The following is a 17,322-nucleotide window of genomic DNA, read 5'->3' on the forward strand; positions in this document are numbered from 1 at the left end:
TATATGCATGCTTATATTTCGACAATGGCCTTGATCACTTTAGCTTCCGGTTGTAGCCACCCTTCAAATTGATCGATCATTTCGTCCAGCTCTGCACGATGTGTAATATACATACTTAAATCCAACCGCTTATTTCTCAGAGTATTCACCACTTCATCAAAATCTTGCCGCGTGGCATTTCTGCTTCCCATCAATGTAAGCTCCTTGCTATGGAATTCAGGATCATTAAAGCAAATATCCGATTTCACCAAACCTACATAAATTAACCTTCCGCCGTGGGCAGGGTACTTGAATGCATTCATCATCGATTTAGCGTTCCCCGTAGCGTCGAACACCACGCTTGGCATATCCCCTTTCGTCATCTCAGCCAATTTCTCCAATGGATTCTCCAGAACATTCAACGTATGATCCACTTTGGCCCATTTCCGGGCGAACGCCAGCCGTTCATCATTCATATCCATTGCAATCACTTTCGCACCTTTTTCTTTAGCAAACGCCATGACTCCCAAGCCAATCGGACCAGCACCGATGACCAATGCAACTTCGCCTTCATGTATGGCGGCCCGTCTAACCGCATGAGCCCCTATGCTTAGAGGTTCGATCATGGCAGATTGATCAAGCGTGAGTCCCTCGGTCCTCACTAAATGATCGCAAGGAACCGTGATCCATTCACTCATCCCGCCTTCTGCATGGACACCTAACACTTTCATATCCGTGCAGCAATTCGTTTTGCCCCCTCTGCAAGCGATACATTTCCCACATTCCAGGTAGGGAATGATGGATACTTGATCCCCGGCCTTCAGTCCTTCCGGGTTTTCCGATATGTCTTCAATAAAGCCGGATAGTTCATGGCCAAGTATTCTCGGATAGCTGAAAAATGGCTGATTGCCCCCGAACGCATGAATATCCGTTCCGCAAATCCCTATGCGCCGTACCCGAATCAAAGCCTCCCCTTCCTTTGGAACCGGTTTTTCTGATTCTATCATCTTAAATGCATATGGTTTTTCACACACGATACTTTTCATTATTCAGCACTCCTTTTTTATATTTGCTTTCTTGAAATTCACATCGTTTAAAGGATGACTCCTTCTTTAAAAATACTGATCTCCCTATATCCGAATTTTTCATTATTGGTTTCTTTTCTGCCTGATGAAAGCGCTAGAATGAATTGGAATAACCCTTCTTTTAATTCATTCATACTATGCCCTTCCATTAATTGGCCGGCATTGTAATCGATCCAGTGCTTTTTGCGGTTTGCCAACTCGGTATTCGTAGCTATTTTGACCGTCGGCACGGGCCCGCCAAATGGTGTGCCTCTTCCGGTCGTGAATAAAACGATATGTGCGCCAGCTGCTGCCAATGCCGTCACCGATACCAGATCATTACCAGGTGAATTAATCAAATTCAATCCTGGCTTCACAACTCTTTCACCATATGCGCTGACATCCACAACCGAAGCATGACCGCCTTTTTGCGTGCAGCCCAGTGATTTTTCCTCCAGTGTACTAATGCCACCTTCTTTATTTCCGGGTGAAGGATTTTCATAAATCTCCTGATCATGGCGCATGAAGTATTGTTTGAAATCATTGATTAGGTTTACGATTTTTTGAAATGTTTCTTCATCCTTTGCCCTGTTCATCAATATCGTTTCCGCTCCAAACATTTCAGGCACTTCCGTCAAAATCGTTGTACCGCCGTTTTCTACAATCAGATCGGATACTGCCCCGACTAATGGATTGGCCGTTATGCCCGAAAAACCATCGGAACCTCCGCACTTCAGCCCTATTTTCAGCTTTGAAACCGGAACTGGCACCCGATGAAATCCTTCCGCATATTCCACTAGCTCCCCGATTAAGCGCAAGCCCATCTCCAATTCATCATTAACCTCCTGGGCTTTTAAGAACTTGATTCGATTTGGGGGGTAATCACCGATGACTTGCTTGAAGGCTTCGATCTGGTTGTTTTCACAGCCTAATCCTACAATCAGTACACCCGCTGCATTCGGATGCTGCGCCAAGGCTGCCAGGAGTTTTTGCGTATGAGACAAATCGTCCCCTAATTGCGAACAACCATACGGATGGGGAAAGTGGTGGATCCCATCGATTGGACGATCTTTATACTGCTCATTTCCCATTTTCGCGAGCACTTCACAGGTTTTATTAATGCAGCCGACCGTGTTGATGATCCAAATCTCATTGCGGATACCCGCTTCCCCATTTTCACGGATATATCCTTGGAACGTTTGGACCGGATTTTCCGTTTCCATCGTTGGGATGCTTGGCTGATAGGAATAATTCAATATCCCCTCGAGGCCGGATTGGAGATTATGAGTGTGAACCCACTCACCAACATCGATATTTTCTTTCGCTTTGCCGATTGAATAACCGAACTTAATGATGTCATCTTCAGGCTGAACCGGACGAATTAACATCTTATGGCCTTTTCCGATGTCTTCACCTGCCTTTATTTGTAGCAGTCCTTTATCTCTTGATTGAATCTCGAGAACCTGTCCTTTACGAATTCCTGCCAACGAGACGACCACATTATCATCTGCATGCAATTGAACGATTTTATCCATATTATCCTCTCCTTTTCTTAACGGTGATCACCGTCCATGCCCCCGCTTATAGAAAGCCCTTTCATTTTCTAGTTTAACATCAATAATTGAAATAAAAATGGCGGTTTTTGCTATAAATATACTTATTTTTGATGTATGATACTTTCAGGAGCTGAATGAAATATGAACAAATCTACAAAAGTACTTGGCCATGATGCATTATTCCCATTTGCTTTCCTCTTTCAAGATACAAAAAGCCCGCAGAATGAGTTGTCAGATCATATGCATGACTTTTATGAAATCGTCTATGTCTATAGCGGCAAAGGAACCTTTTTCATTGGTGATGTGTTTTATGATATGCAGCAAGGGGATGTATTCCTGATTCCCAACAACACCATTCATAGGGCAATGCCTGATAGGGGCGATCCGGTTACTTCGACGATCACCTTTTTCAGTCCGGCCTTACTATATAAAGACATGATGGATGATTCTTTTTCATATTTACATCTGTTTGACCTACTGAAAAAGCGAAAGAAATATAAAATATCCTTGTCAAAAATCGAACAATCAAGATTGGAGGAGCAGCTGCTCAACATTCAACGTGAAGCAACCAGCGACGCATTGGGCTCAAGGCATGCCTGCATTCTCACTGTTCATCAGATTCTGCTGGATTTACATCGAGCAATTGCCGATGATGAACAAGCCCCCTATATTGGACATACATATAGTCCAGAATGGATCCAAGCGATCTTGATCCATATCCATGACCATTTAAGTGAACCATTGACCCTCTCTACGCTGGCCGGCAAAGCCTCGGTCAGCCCCTCCCATTTCAGCAGGGTTTTTAAGGAAACGACGGGAATCGGGTTGGTGGTATATTTGAACATGAAAAGAATCATCAAAGCGAAAGAATTGTTATCGGGAACGGATCTGACCGTTTCCTCCATCGCGGAAATGTGCGGCTTTGAAAGCATGCCTCAATTTTATCGAACCTTTAAAAAATACAATGATAAAACACCTGCAGTATTTCGGAAAGGAAAATCGAATGGGCTGAGATAGGGATTCCAGCCTTTACCCAGGTAGGCAGGCAAGCCCGTCTCCGCCAAGAATGATCCGGCCACGTAAAATGGAAGTGTCCCCCATCAAATATCATTTGGGAGACACTTCCATTCTATTAATCCACTATGCTGGTTTTACGATTGGACGTACAAAACGAATGACTGCAAGCGAGGCAAAAACAGCTAATCCTCCTGCCAGCAAGAAGGCTACCGTGTATGTACCTGAAGTATCGACAATGTATCCCGTTAAAGTTGGTCCAATGATTCCTGCTGTATTGGCCAGGAAATGCATGAATCCGCCAACAGAGCCTACGTTATCGGGATCCACCACGTCATTAATGATTGCCCAGTAAATGGCACCTGTTAAATATAAGAAGAAAACAGATAGTGCCACCAGCGTAACGGCCGACAACGTCGTCGTTACAATCCCTGCCAAGCCAATACAGACGGCAGATAGGAACAAACAGGTTACAAGCACTAACTTTCTGGAGAATAAGACACCCTTTTGTGCGAACTTCTTATAGAAGAAATCCGACACGAAACCACCCAGAGCAAGACCAATGAACCCGAAAATCCAGGGAATCACCGTGATGATGCTCATGTTTTCCACGCTTAGACCACGAGCGTTGACCAAATAGCTTGGAAACCAGGTTAAAAAAAAGAACAAAATATAGTTATACGAAAAAAACGCGAGTGCTGTAAATAAAACGGTTTTTTGTTTTAGGTAAAACGTGAATTTCAGTTTTCCCTCCGTTGTTGCTGCAACATATTGGTTCCCTGGATTTTCCTGAGCGATCGAGTCATTTGGTTTTTCCTTGGCAAATTTCCACCAGCAAATCGCCCATATCAGGCCGATGATCATAATGGCGATGAAAGACACTCTCCACCCATAGGAAATCGCTATAAAACCAACAATCGGTCCTGCTATCGCACCGCCAAGCGGAGTGCCGCTGTTCGTCAATCCGATCACGGATGCCCGCTTATTGGCCGGGAACCAGTTATTCACCATTTTATTGATCGTAGCCGAAAGCGGTCCTTCGCCCATCCCAAACAAGATGCGGATGATGATCATACTGGCAAATCCCACGGCAAGTACAAGCGCACCGCTAAATAAGGACCAAACAATCATTGCCACGAAAAGCGTCAACTTTGCCCCCCACCTATCCGAGGCCATTCCTCCAAGGAAGTTGAATATCGCATATCCAACCGAAAAACTACTAAAGATAATCCCCATCTGTGTTGCTGTTAAAGATAAATCATCTTGAATGAACGGCGCTGCAATGGACAGTGCGGAACGATCCAAATAATTTATCACCCCTGCCAAGAACAAAAAAACAATGATCATTCCTCTACCATTTGAAAACATAATGACCCCCCTAATACGTTTTCGACAATTAATACAGCAAATTTGAAACCGTTTCCAACCGGAGTCCAGTTAAAACAGACTAAATCGGTTTAGAACTCCAATAAAAAAGCGCTTTCTTTTTTGGGGGGAATTCGAGCTGCTGGCTCTAGCACGAATTCCTCATAAGCAAAGTCGGCTTCAAGCGATGAACGCTTGTGTCTTTTTTTTCTTCTTTATTGATTTGACTGAGCAGTAATTCGGCTGCCAAGTTGGCCATTTCAATCGCTGGCTGATCAATCGTCGTGATTGTCGGTGTATAAAAACTGGCATACGGTACATCATCGATACCGATAACGGCTATATCTCCGGGAATATTGATTTCGTGTTTTTTCATATATCGCAACACTTCATTCAGGACGATATCATTCCCTGCCAGTATCGCTTGAGGCCGCCTTTCCAAATCGAAAAATTCTGAAAGCGCAACTGGAATTTCATCTATATTGACGGTTTTTATATAATCCGAATTGGATGGTATTCCGTGTGAAGAGAGTGCATCTTTGTATCCCTGGATCCGCTCGATTCTTGGACTGATATCACGGATTATTGATGTGGTTATGATTGCGATATGTTCAATGCCCTTTTCAATAAACCTATCAACCGCAAGCTTTGACGCTAGATGATTATCCAGCATGACCGTTGCAATATTCAATTCTTCAATGGTCCTATCCATGAAGACAATCGGAAATTGGTCACTCTTCATGCGCTTATATAAATCGAGATTGTCTCCTGTCGGGAAAATGATGATCCCATCCACTTGTTTGGCTCTAAGCATTTCAATATAATTCTTTTCCTTTTCAGGATTGTCATCTGCATTGCATACGATGATATGGAAACCATGATCGTAGAAGTAGTTCTCTATCGCCCTAATCACTTGCGTAGAAAACGTGTGAAGGATATTGGCCACTACCACCCCTACGGTAAAAGTGGATTTTTGCTTTAAACTGCGTGCAAGGATATTAGGCTGATAGTTTAACTCTTCGATCGTTTCTTCGATCTTTTTCCTCGTTTTCTCGCTCATATACTCATATCTCTTGTTCAAGTATTGGGAAACCGTGCTTTTTGATACTTTTGCGTGATTGGCAACATCAGTAATTGTAATGGGTTTCATATCGTTCATTCCTGTCATGTGATTTCATTTATCTGCTAAATAGCCTGTAAACAAAATTGCTCAGATATAATGAATATTCTATTATAGAAAGTGATCGTTTACAATCAACTTCTTATGCAGTGAAATAAGCTCTGGTTTCCCCATACGTTGAACGAATGACGCCTTCAAGTTCATGCCAATCCATCAATGCCATTGCTTTGGCATTCAGACGCCCGAGTAAGCCATGAAGCCCCCATCGACAGGCACCGTTATCCCAGTGACAAACCCTGAGTATGATTCATCTGCCAGCCAAAGCAAAGTACCAAGTAAATCCTCTGGCTTTCCAAAACGCTTCATCGGTGTGGCCGTAATGATTTTATTGGATCTAGCCGTCAGGCTGCCATCTTCGGTTAACAACAGATCTCGATTTTGCTTCGTCAGGAAGAATCCTGGAGCAATGGCATTCACCCGTAAACCCGCTTCGGCAAAATGAACGGCCATCCACATGGTGAAATTATTGATCGAAGCTTTTGCAGCACTATATGCCGGCACTTTTGTCATCGGGGAGTATGAGCTCATGGAAGACAGATTAATGATGGCTGGTGCTTCCGCTTGCAGCAGCTCTTTCCCAAAAACTTGACTTGCCAAAAATGTACCCGTGAAATTACTGGAAAAAACCTGCGAGAAACCATTTTCATCCAAATCGAAAAACGATTTCCCTTCGGTTTCCTCGCCATATGTCTCAGGAGCTGTAATCGCATCTGGATGATTGCCCCCTGCTCCATTTATTAATATATCCACACGGCCGAACGTTTTTTTGATTTCCTCTCTTGCCTTTTCCAATGAGCTCCTGTCCAATACGTCGGTCGCGATCGATAGGGCAGTGCCGCCATCTCGTTCAATGAGCTCGACCACTTCCCGACCTTTTTCTGCCGTTCTGTTCAATATGGCAATCTTGACTCCGTGGCGAGCTAATTCTATTGCCATTTTGGAACACAATACACCGCTGCCTCCAGTGATTACCGCTACTCTGCTTGATAGGTTTTCATGGATGGGAATCATGAGCGGCCGCCTAATTTTGCCGCTTCATTGGCATCCCATAATCCAAGCAAATACATGATCCCTAAAGCCCGGTCGTATAATCCATAACCAGGACGGCAAACCTCTCCCCAAATATGGCGGCCATGGTCTGGTCTGACATAGCCCGAATAATGCTGCTTATTCAATTCTGCTACAACACCCTGTACGTTTATGGAACCATCCTGTGTATAATGAGACGTTTCCACAAAATCACCGTTTTCATAGATCTTTACATTCCGGATATGCGAGAAAGGAGCGCGGTACGCATACTTTTTAGCTACCTGAACCATATCATTTTCCGGATTGGCCCCCATCGAGCCTGTGCACATCGTGAATGCATTCGATGGTGAATTCGATATCGAGATTAGCTTTTCATAACTCGCTTCCCCGGTAATGATTCGCGGCAAACCAAAAATGGACCATGGTGGATCATCTGGATGGATAGCCATTTTAATGCCTGATGCCTCGGCAACCGGTAATATTTCCTTAAGGAATATTCCCAAATTCGCCCATAGCTGTTCTTCATCCACGCGTTTATAGGCTTCGAACAATTCCGAAATCCGCTCCATTTTTTCCGGTTCCCAGCCTGGCAGCGTTAAATCCGAAGCTTCGGCTACCGTGCGGATCAACTCTTGCGGATCTAACGTATCCACCTTTCCCTTTTCATAAAATAATGCAGTTGAACCATCTTCGAGAGGATGGAACATTTCCGTTCGCGTCCAATCAAATATCGGCATGAAATTATAACAAATGACTTTTACGCCCACCTCTGAAAGGTTGCGGATCGTCTCTTTGTAATTCTCGATGTACTTCATGCGATCTTCATTGCCCAATTTAATCGATTCATGAACGTTAACACTTTCCACAACATCCGTGTGAAAACCAAAGGATTGGATATAGTCAATTTCCTTTTTGATTTCTTCCTTTTCCCATACCTCACCTACCGGTTTTTGGTGCAATGCCCAAACGATCCCTTTGACTCCCGGAATTTGTTTAACCTGCTCCAACGTGACTGTATCATTGTCCTTCCCGTACCATCTAAATGTAATATTCATCGTGCACCACCTCCATCATTCCGCAATTTTCTGCATGTATTTTTTACTCAATTCAACTACAGCGTCATAGCCGCCGCTCTTATAAGCTTTATTCAAGTCACTGCCAATCCCTGTCGCAACTGCACCGGCTTGGAGCCAATCATTCATATTGTCCAGATTGACTCCGCCGGTCGGCATGATCCGTACATTAGGCAGCGGACCATTGACACTCTTGATGAATGAAGGGTCAAAATGGTTTGCCGGAAATAACTTTAACACATCACACCCTGCTTCAAGTGCTGAAGCCATTTCCCTTATTGTCATGCAACCAGGCATATATGGCACCCCATATCGATTGCAAAGCGTGGCAACACCCTCGACAAAATAGGGACTGACAATGAATTGGGCACCAGATAATATGGCATGCCGGGCCGTTTCCGAATCCAATACGGAGCCAGCTCCGATGAGGGCGTCCGTATTCACCAGGTGCTTGAACGCTTCTTCTATTTGCGGTGTTGTATACGTCAATTCAATTGCACGTATACCGCCTTCGATAGCTGCTTTAGACAGCTGGGCAGCCTCCTCTGCATGCTGACCCCGAATTACCGCGACAACCTTCATTTCGGTTAGTTGATTGATTATTGAATGTTTTTCCATCATGCTCCCCCTTCATTGAATACGATGATCGCTTTGCGAACCTGTTCCGGATGGCTTTCAACAAAATTGAATGCCTCCTGGACATCCTCAAGGGAAAAAGTATGTGTAACTAACCCTTCTTGTCTGAGCTTCCCTTCATTTAACAGTTTGACCACTTTAGGGAACTGGTTGGTTTGCAGCCTGGAGCCTTTCACCGAAACTTCCTTCTTCGTGATGGGAAGCTGGGATATCGCTGCAGTGCGTTCATCAAAACCGAGCACGACAATCCTGCCTGCTGTAGAAACTACATTGAAGGACATTTCGAATGTCATCGGTAAACAAACCGCATCAATGACGACATTGGCTCCTTCAAAGTTCGTCCATTCCTGCACTCGCGCCTGAACATCTTCTTTTCCGGCATGGACGGTAACATCAGCACCACTTTTTTTGGCGAATGACAATCGCTCTTCACTTAAATCCGTAATCATTACCGAAGCGCCTTGCAGCTTGGCCATCTTCAATATGCAAATTCCAATCGGTCCCGCTCCTTGGATAAGGACCGTGTCCCCTTCCTCTACCTCGCCCCGCCAAACCGCCTGGGCACCGATTGTATATGGCTCAGCCAATACTATTTCCTCCCAAGCGATAGCGGAGTCGACAACGTGCAATTGTTTCTCGGGAAGGACGCACCATTCCCTCATTCCGCCCTCTTCATGTACACCGAATACAGACAATGTTTCACAAACATTTTGGCGTCCCTTGCGGCAGGCGTAACATGTTCCGCAATATCGAATCGGCTCTATGACCACGTGATCCCCCACTTTAATGCCGACTACCTCTTCACCAATCTCCGCAACCTCACCTGCCACTTCATGTCCTACGATTCGCGGCAACGTTGCAAGGGGATTCGTTCCATGGTAAATATGCATATCCGACCCGCAAATCCCAACCCTTTTCACTTTCACAAGAACATCCGTCGGGTTTGAAATCCGGGGCTTCTCCACTTCCTGTATGACCAGCTCATGTGCTTTCCGTACTTGAACCGCTTTCATTTCCCCACCTGCTTTGTAAGAAATTCATAAACAGTCGAAGCTATCGTAATACCTTCTTTTATGTTTTTTTCTTCATTGATTTGTTCAATTTCACCTGGAACGTATACCCGATCGAATCCAGGAGCAGGCTCAACCTGTTGCAATTCTTCGATCATTCGATCCATTTGCTCCAGAAATCTATCCGTATCCGTAAAATAAGAAGGATTGATTACACAAAAGTAATGTCCAAGTTTCCGTTTCTTATCAAGATCATCATACATTTTCCCGATATGCGGTCCAAACGCTGCACCTGCCAATAATCCGGAAAATACATCGACAATCACGGATAGGCCATACCCTTTTGGGCCGCCGAAAGGGGAAAGGGAAACGACTGAATTGGGATCCGTCACAGGAGCCCCATTATCATCGACGCCCCAGCCTTCAGGAATTTCCTTGCCTTCTTCTTTTGCCTGAAGGATTTTCCCCAATGCAGCATTTGAAGTTGCCATATCCAGGATGAAGGGCTTCTTACTTTTGGCAGGCACTCCGTATGCAATTGGATTTGTTCCCAGAAATGAAGTCTTTCCTCCAAATGGAACGACAATCTTATCCGTATGTGACATCGCAATCCCGATCAACTTCTCATCAGTTGCTTTTTGGACAAAATAGCTTAGTGCCCCGCAATGGCTGCTATTGAATGCGGTCACCATCCCGACACCATTACTTCGTGCCATTTCGATGGCGTGATTCATCGCCTCTTCACCAATCACATGTCCGAATCCATCGTCCCCATCAACAACACCCGTAACAGGTCCAGTCTTTTCAAAGGACATTTGCGCATCAAGATTGATACCACCGGCTTTTATCCGATTTACGTAATGCTCCGTTCGCAATACCCCATGCGAATTGACATTTCTTAGATCTGCATGAACCAGTACCTCTGCGACTTTTTCGGCACTTTCTTCCTTCAATCCCGCTTCAGTCATTTTTTGTATGACCAATCGTTTGGCTTCCCCTGCTTGTATCGTTACGGTTGCCATATTCTCCCCCCATTGTTTCTATTGTCTATCTTTCAACAACAGCTTCTTTGCGGATGAACGGCAGTACTTCATCCAAGTATGGCAATCCTTCATTATCTCCGGAAACAGTGGTGACAATTGCGCCGACGGCATTGGCGAATGTCAACCTTTCATCGATCGGTAACCCTTGGAGGTATCCGTATATATACCCTGCGTCATAGCCATCCCCAGCACCCACAGTGTCAACCGGCCTAACTGGGAAGGCTTCTTTTTTATGCCATTCGCCTTTGTTATATAGTTTTGAACCATTTTCCCCATCTTTAATGACAAGCTGTTCAATGCCATTTACTTTGGCGAATTCCGCCAAGGAGTCCTCCGAGTCATTACCTGTAATCAGCTTTATTTCATCTAAACCTGAAAGCAAAATATCCACATGACCGAATAGATCTGAATAGACGGCTCTCGCTTCCTCGATGGACCAGAGCTTCAAGCGTATATTCGGATCGAATGAAACAGGGATTTCTTTTTGTTTGGCCATTTCCATGACACGCTTGGCTATATGTATATTCCTCGGATCTATCGCCAGAAAAACTCCAGTTAGATGGACGAGATCAATCCCATCAAACATGCTCCCTGTTATATCTTCGGGATTTAAAGTCAAGATGGGTGATTGTTGCCGGTAATAAAAAGTCTTTCCCGACCCATCCTCACGAATTTCTTTAAAGTTAAGAGATGTAGGATACCCGGATACAAAAGCAACATCACTCACATCAATGCCTTCTCCGCGTGCGAAATTATATATCACCCTGCCAAACTCATCATTTCCTAACCGGCTAATCCATTTCACGCGCATGTCAAGTCTTGCACAGCCAATGGCAAAATTCAGCTCGGCCCCTCCTACTTTTCGCTCAAAACGGTTTACGAAGCGTAAAGGTCCTGTCTCTTCCGGATTTAGCGTAATCATGGCGTCACCCAGCGTTAAAACACCATATTTTGATGACAATGCAGTACCTCCTTCTTTCGGCCAATCACAAATCCAAGCTACTATTGTGATTCAAACCGCTTTCGTTAGTAAATCGGTTTAGTGAAAAAGAATGATTTTACTAAACCGGTTTTGTAATTCATAAGGAAATTGTAAATGAAAACCCTGCCAAAAACAATAGAAAAATTAGATAATTTTAAATTAAATTTTTATTCGGCACATTTACAGCTCTTTTTATAAAAAAATAGGAATTGATCCATTTAATGCTAATACCATACTTTCTCCCTCGTTTTGAATGATTAGCAGATTGGATTTTTACATTATCCAGGTTCCTAACAATTGCACTCTTTGCTATACTGAATCAATTGCTAAATAATTTGGAAGGGTTGTTTTGAATGAGTTATGTAAAAATTTACATGTTACTTACAGGAATCATGATCACCTGGGGATTAAACGTTTCCGTCCTTAAATTTATCGTTATGAATACGCAACCAGTAACCATAACAGCATTAAGGATCTTTACAGCTTCACTTATCGTCATTCTTATTCTTTTTTATCTAGGCCTGATACGCCTCCCTAAGAAAAAGGAGCTATTTTACGTTTTTGGCGGAGCGTTATTGAGTGTCGTTTTTCACCATTATTTCTTAGCTGAAGGGTTAACAAGGACGTCCGGCTCCAATGCTGGGTTGATTTTGGGTATGGGGCCGATATTGACAGTCATCTTGACCATGGTTTTCTTTCGCCAAAAACCTACAGTGATCCGCCTGCTTGGTTTTCTGTGTGGCGCTTTGGGCGTAAGCTTTACCGTCATGGCTGGAGGCGGTGGCGTTCATTCTATCAATCTCGGAGATGTCGATATTCTGTTATCCATCCTTTCACAGGCGCTGAGCTTCATTTTGATTAATCAAGCGTCGAAAACGATGGATCCACGGCTATTGACCGGCTATATGATGCTAGTCGGTTCTTTCATTCTTTTTGCCATCAGCTTTTGGAAGGAACCGGACGGTTTATCTTCGCTTGCCGCTGCCCCCCCTTCCATGTGGGGAGCTTTCTTCTTTTCGGCAATTTTTGCCACTGCGCTGGGGCATATGAGTTATAATTATGCGATTGGGCAGGTCGGTGCAGCGGAATCCTCCATATTTCTTAATTTAAATACCTTATTCGCATTGGTAGGGGCTGTCATTTTTCTGAAAGAAGCCATCCTGCCTTCACATTTCATCGGGCTGATTTTGATCGTTATAGGCGTGTTGCTCGGTTCGGGAGCGACGGAAATGTGGATTCTCCAGAGGAAAAAACAGAAGGCTGCCTGATTGATTTCAGGCAGCTTAGCTTTTGTACATTTTATAGGTCACTGGTTTACACAACAGGGACCATACAAGAGATGGGTATGGTCTGTAAACCTGGAGTCCGAATTGATTTTTTCTAGTATTCTTCATGGTTGAAAGCCTCGTGTTTTCATAGGGTTGTTAAGTGAGATATCCCACGCAAGAATGCTGATCGTTTACTTGCCTTTATCATTTAGCTTCATCCCTCTTATCAGTACTTCTGCCACTTCCGGACGGGTGAACTCCAACGGTGGAATCAGTCCCTTCCGCAGCATTTCCCTGACTTTCGTCCCGCTTAATATGAATCTATCTTCTTCTGTATGTGGACAAGTTTTCAAGGACGCCATATTCAAACACTTTTTACAGTAAAAGCTATGCTCAAAGAACAACGGTTTTATGCCAATCTTCACCGGGTCGAACTGGCTGAAAATTTCTTGGGCCTCATACGTGCCATAATAATCGCCTACACCCGCATGATCACGGCCAACAATAAAATGGGTGCACCCATAATTCTTGCGGACGATGGCATGAAAGACCGCTTCCCGAGGACCTGCATAGCGCATGGCAGCAGGATATATGGCAAGCAAGACCCGATCCGTGGGGTAGTAATTTTTTAATAGGGCCTGATAGCTTTCCATTCGAATATTTGCTGGTATATCATCCTCTTTCGTCTCACCGACCAGAGGGTGCAATAGGAGTCCATCAACGGTTTCCAATGCGTTTTTTTGCAAATATTCATGAGCCCGATGTACAGGATTCCTCGTCTGAAAACCTACCACCGTCTTCCAACCTAGTTCAGCGAACATCTTTCTCGTTTGTGCAGGATTCAAATGAAATTTTTCAAAGGGTTTATGTGAGGCCTTGTTTATGTGATGAATAGGTCCTGCTACATATATGTCCCCCTGACCAAACAGTTTTTTCACTCCAGGATGGTTATGGTCCACTGTTTTATACACAAGTTTTGCTTCCTGATGTTTATCGTATTCAAATTTCTCTTCAACTAAAATGATGCCGGCAAGCTCTCCTTCATCCGTGTATAATGCGACTTCATCGCCAATTTTCATTTGCCCTGCCTCTTCTTTCGTTACAGGGAGAGTGATGGGTATGGTCCATGGCAATCCGTTCGCTAAATGCATATCATTAATGACACTTTCGTAATCCGCTTTTCCCATGAATCCAATTAGTGGACTAAACCCACCATTTGAAATCATTTCCAAGTCAGACGCAATCCATTTCGATATTGTCAGTGAAAATAAGGATTCGCACATATCCAAATACTGTTTTCTGGCCTTTTCCGTTAATTCACGCTGGATCAGTTTGCCGCCATGTGGATCGATAGTGTTCCATTGAACATTCATATATAACCTCTCAATCATTTGATTTCATTCGTTTTATATGCTCCTTTTCAAACCCGACATCACATGCCCGCATCGATTAAATAGTCGATGATTTGCTGCACGCATTCCTCTATCGTGTTCTGACTCGTTTCAATGATGATTTCCGGATTCTCCGGTTCTTCATAGGGAGCCGATACGCCAGTAAACTGAGTGATTTCACCAATTCTAGCTTTCTTATACAATCCTTTTGGATCCCGTTCTTCACAGGCTTCAATCGGACACTTTACATATATCTCGATAAATTCATCGGTTTTCACCTTTTTTCTGACATCCTTGCGGTCATTGGCATAGGGAGATATGAAAGTGGCCAATACGACGATTCCGCTATCAACAAAAATTTTGGACATTTCTCCTATTCGCCTTATATTCTCTTTCCGGTCATTCGCACTGAAGCCAAGATCTTCATTCAGACCATTTCGTAAGTTATCTCCATCTAATATATACGTCGAAATACCTTTTGCATGAAGCCTGGCCTCAACCATATTTGCGATGGTGGACTTACCTGAACCTGATAATCCTGTAAACCAAAGAATATAGCTTTTATGTCCGTGCAGCGCTTGCCTATGCTGTTTCGTAATTGAAAAAACATGTTTATGGATATTCTCATGTTGACTCACACTATTTCCCCTTTTACCGTTTTTTATTGTTCCGGATGACAAAAATCAAGGAACCTGCCCACCCAAGCAAAATCAGCAAATAAATGGACATAGCCCAATCATCGACGCCACAAGTGACAATCAACGTTCGCGCATTCGTCAGAACGATGAAGCCCCCAACGAGGACACCCAATAAATGCGAAGGCAATTTTGTTACGATCCATGCAGCAATGGGAGCGGCAATGATTCCCCCAGCCATCAAGGAGATGACCCAAAACCAATTCACGTCCTGCCACCCCAGGGCAATGAGAAAACCAAGGGTTGCTGAAACGGCAATCGCGAATTCACTTGTATCAACGGTACCCACCACTTTTCTGGCAGGGACTCCTTTTTGTGATAGTAGAACTGGAGTGGTGATCGGTCCCCATCCTCCCCCGCCGGTTGCATCGGCAAAGCCAGCTACAAGTCCCAATAGTACCGATTTTTTTCTTGAGAGATTAATTGATTTCTTTTCACTTGTTTTGGTCGTTCTTAAAAAACGAAAAAGGACAAATACGCCAAGAATCAGTAAAAACAAGGAAATATACGGTTTAATCACTTCACCAGGCAATTGACTTAAAAAACACGCTCCTGCAAATGCCCCGATCGATCCGGGGATGATCAATTTGAAAAGCGCTTGGCGATCGACATTCCCGAATTTCAAATGCGAAACGCCAGATGCCGCCGTTGTCACGACTTCCGCCAAATGGACGGATGCAGAGGCTACAGCCGGAGCGATTCCGAAAGTCAACAACAAAGAGGTGGATGTAACTCCATATGCCATTCCTAAAGAGCCATCGATTAGCTGAGCCAAAAATCCAATAAACGCGAAAACAATAAGCTTTCTCATGTTAGCCTCCTACAAAGCATTTCCTTTTTAAAGGAGCTGTTTCCATAACTTCCATCACAATTCAATCCATTGGCGCTCGTCCGATGTCCATTACCCCATAACAAAATAAATGACATCCCCGCCATATATGCAACTTCTATAGGATATGCAATCAAAGCGCTGGATGCTATAGACTTGTGTCTGAAAAAGAGTCAATGCATGAAGAAGGACCACTCGATTCCCTCAACAAAAAAAGCCCCTTAAGGGCCTTCTTTTCCAGTTTAGTTATCATGCAAGATGGAATGGATCGGGTATGCGAGTCCAAGGGAGACACCACCAGGCTAAAGGCTCCAACAATATGCCCCTTAAAGAGAGGCTATTTCCCTACTGGTTCCTCAGCTCCGTCACTAACAATTGCTTCATTTTTGCATGATGTCGATTGACAACGAACCGATTTTCCCTTTTGATGCTGCCTGCATATTTCTTGGTCCCCATTTGAGTATGGATTCGATATTGTAATAACGGTTTGGGCACAAAGTGAAATTTGTAGTTTTGCATGATGCGCAGCCATAAATCATAATCGTGTGTGTATAGGAGGGCTTCGTCAAAAACCCCGATTTGCTCAAATACCTTTTTCTGAATCATGACGGAGCAGCCATTGATAATATTCCCCTTGATCATCGCTTTAATGAATTCAAGCCGTGTGGGCGGATTGATCCCGATGACCGGGGTGATGATTTCTCCGTTTTCATCGATGCAATAATAACTCGTATAGCTAAATTGGGCATTTTCCCTTTCCATTAAACGTAACTGGATTTCCGTTTTTTCCGGGTAAAAGATGTCATCAGAACTAAGCCAGCATATATAGTCACCTGTTGCATGTTCGATGCCAGTATTCAAGGCACTCGCTGTTCCGCCATTTTCCTTTTTGATAAATAGGATTTTATCTAGAAACGGTTCGATTTTTTCTGAATATAATGTAGAGCCATCATCAACTACGATTATTTCAATATTTTTGTAGGTTTGGTTGATTAAACTCTCCAAAGCTTTTTCAATGTATGGACAATTGTAGAATGGAACAATGATCGATACTTTTGACATGTACGAACCGCCTTTCAAGTAATGATTGTCTACCCATGCGTTATGGATAAGGATGAACTCTTCCATGGTTATATTTATTTCACACGTATAAGATGTGTTCCATTCCCTAGTCTGGTCATTACTGAGATTAAAACGGCAATAAAACC

16 protein-coding genes are annotated in these 17,322 nt (G+C 43.8%); 2 read left to right on the forward strand and 14 right to left on the reverse strand.

Going from position 1 to position 17,322, the window contains the following annotated elements; genetic code table 11:
* Window positions 1-11 precede the first annotated feature (11 nt).
* Together AS888_RS00580 and AS888_RS00585 are read right to left on the reverse strand one after the other, a co-directional pair.
* Entirely contained in the window at window positions 12-1,025 is a 1,014-nt protein-coding gene (locus AS888_RS00580; RefSeq protein ID WP_061140267.1) for a zinc-binding alcohol dehydrogenase family protein, read from the reverse strand.
* A 47-nt stretch (window positions 1,026-1,072) separates the two neighbouring features.
* The gene (locus AS888_RS00585; protein WP_061140268.1) at window positions 1,073-2,578 is read right to left on the reverse strand and encodes a UxaA family hydrolase; all 1,506 of its coding nucleotides are present in this window, start codon (window positions 2,576-2,578) and stop codon (window positions 1,073-1,075) included.
* Window positions 2,579-2,740: 162 nt separating this feature from the next.
* On the opposite strand from AS888_RS00585, the gene AS888_RS00590 reads away from it, so the two are divergent.
* Entirely contained in the window at window positions 2,741-3,616 is an 876-nt protein-coding gene (locus AS888_RS00590; RefSeq protein WP_061140269.1) for an AraC family transcriptional regulator, read from the forward strand.
* 123 nt (window positions 3,617-3,739) lie between these two features.
* Here AS888_RS00590 and AS888_RS00595 read toward each other — a convergent pair whose 3' ends face one another.
* The 8 genes from AS888_RS00595 to AS888_RS00630 all read right to left on the reverse strand — a co-directional run bounded on the left by AS888_RS00595 (window position 3,740) and on the right by AS888_RS00630 (window position 11,910).
* Window positions 3,740-4,981: an MFS transporter gene (locus AS888_RS00595; RefSeq protein ID WP_061140270.1), complete on the reverse strand. Its 1,242-nt coding sequence runs from the start codon at window positions 4,979-4,981 to the stop codon at window positions 3,740-3,742.
* A 145-nt stretch (window positions 4,982-5,126) separates the two neighbouring features.
* Window positions 5,127-6,128, reverse strand: coding sequence for a LacI family DNA-binding transcriptional regulator (locus tag AS888_RS00600; protein WP_061140271.1), 1,002 nt, complete (start codon window positions 6,126-6,128; stop codon window positions 5,127-5,129).
* Between the two features lie 204 nt (window positions 6,129-6,332).
* On the reverse strand, window positions 6,333-7,169 hold the full coding sequence (locus AS888_RS00605; RefSeq protein WP_061140272.1) for an SDR family oxidoreductase: 837 nt from the start codon (window positions 7,167-7,169) through the stop codon (window positions 6,333-6,335).
* Complete coding sequence (gene uxuA, locus AS888_RS00610) at window positions 7,166-8,242, reverse strand: mannonate dehydratase (RefSeq protein ID WP_061140273.1); 1,077 nt, start codon at window positions 8,240-8,242, stop codon at window positions 7,166-7,168. Before uxuA ends, AS888_RS00605 begins: the two co-directional genes overlap by 4 nt.
* 15 nt (window positions 8,243-8,257) lie before the next feature.
* A complete protein-coding gene (locus AS888_RS00615; protein ID WP_061140274.1) occupies window positions 8,258-8,881 on the reverse strand; it encodes a bifunctional 2-keto-4-hydroxyglutarate aldolase/2-keto-3-deoxy-6-phosphogluconate aldolase in 624 nt (207 codons plus the stop codon).
* The gene (locus AS888_RS00620) at window positions 8,878-9,909 is read right to left on the reverse strand and encodes a zinc-binding alcohol dehydrogenase family protein (protein ID WP_061140275.1); all 1,032 of its coding nucleotides are present in this window, start codon (window positions 9,907-9,909) and stop codon (window positions 8,878-8,880) included. Before AS888_RS00620 ends, AS888_RS00615 begins: the two co-directional genes overlap by 4 nt.
* Window positions 9,906-10,928: an ureidoglycolate dehydrogenase gene (gene allD / locus AS888_RS00625; protein WP_061140276.1), complete on the reverse strand. Its 1,023-nt coding sequence runs from the start codon at window positions 10,926-10,928 to the stop codon at window positions 9,906-9,908. The genes AS888_RS00620 and allD overlap by 4 nt, the downstream gene beginning before the upstream one ends.
* A gap of 25 nt (window positions 10,929-10,953) precedes the next feature.
* On the reverse strand, window positions 10,954-11,910 hold the full coding sequence (locus AS888_RS00630) for a sugar kinase (protein ID WP_061140277.1): 957 nt from the start codon (window positions 11,908-11,910) through the stop codon (window positions 10,954-10,956).
* Between the two features lie 374 nt (window positions 11,911-12,284).
* Here AS888_RS00630 and AS888_RS00635 point away from each other — a divergent pair, with 374 nt between their 5' ends.
* The gene (locus tag AS888_RS00635; protein WP_061140278.1) at window positions 12,285-13,199 is read left to right on the forward strand and encodes a DMT family transporter; all 915 of its coding nucleotides are present in this window, start codon (window positions 12,285-12,287) and stop codon (window positions 13,197-13,199) included.
* Between the two features lie 191 nt (window positions 13,200-13,390).
* Here AS888_RS00635 and sat read toward each other — a convergent pair whose 3' ends face one another.
* The 4 genes from sat to AS888_RS00655 all read right to left on the reverse strand — a co-directional run bounded on the left by sat (window position 13,391) and on the right by AS888_RS00655 (window position 17,176).
* Complete coding sequence (gene sat, locus AS888_RS00640) at window positions 13,391-14,590, reverse strand: sulfate adenylyltransferase (RefSeq protein WP_260320066.1); 1,200 nt, start codon at window positions 14,588-14,590, stop codon at window positions 13,391-13,393.
* 41 nt (window positions 14,591-14,631) lie between these two features.
* Complete coding sequence (gene cysC / locus AS888_RS00645; RefSeq protein ID WP_061140280.1) at window positions 14,632-15,228, reverse strand: adenylyl-sulfate kinase; 597 nt, start codon at window positions 15,226-15,228, stop codon at window positions 14,632-14,634.
* Between the two features lie 13 nt (window positions 15,229-15,241).
* Window positions 15,242-16,096 carry a sulfite exporter TauE/SafE family protein gene (locus tag AS888_RS00650; protein WP_061140281.1) on the reverse strand — a complete coding sequence of 285 codons (855 nt, stop codon included), beginning with the start codon at window positions 16,094-16,096 and terminating at the stop codon, window positions 15,242-15,244.
* 363 nt (window positions 16,097-16,459) lie between these two features.
* Window positions 16,460-17,176 carry a glycosyltransferase family 2 protein gene (locus tag AS888_RS00655; protein WP_061140282.1) on the reverse strand — a complete coding sequence of 239 codons (717 nt, stop codon included), beginning with the start codon at window positions 17,174-17,176 and terminating at the stop codon, window positions 16,460-16,462.
* Window positions 17,177-17,322: the final 146 nt, after the last annotated feature.

This window comes from Peribacillus simplex, from assembly GCF_001542915.1.
GTDB classification, from domain to species: domain Bacteria; phylum Bacillota; class Bacilli; order Bacillales; family DSM-1321; genus Peribacillus; species Peribacillus simplex_B.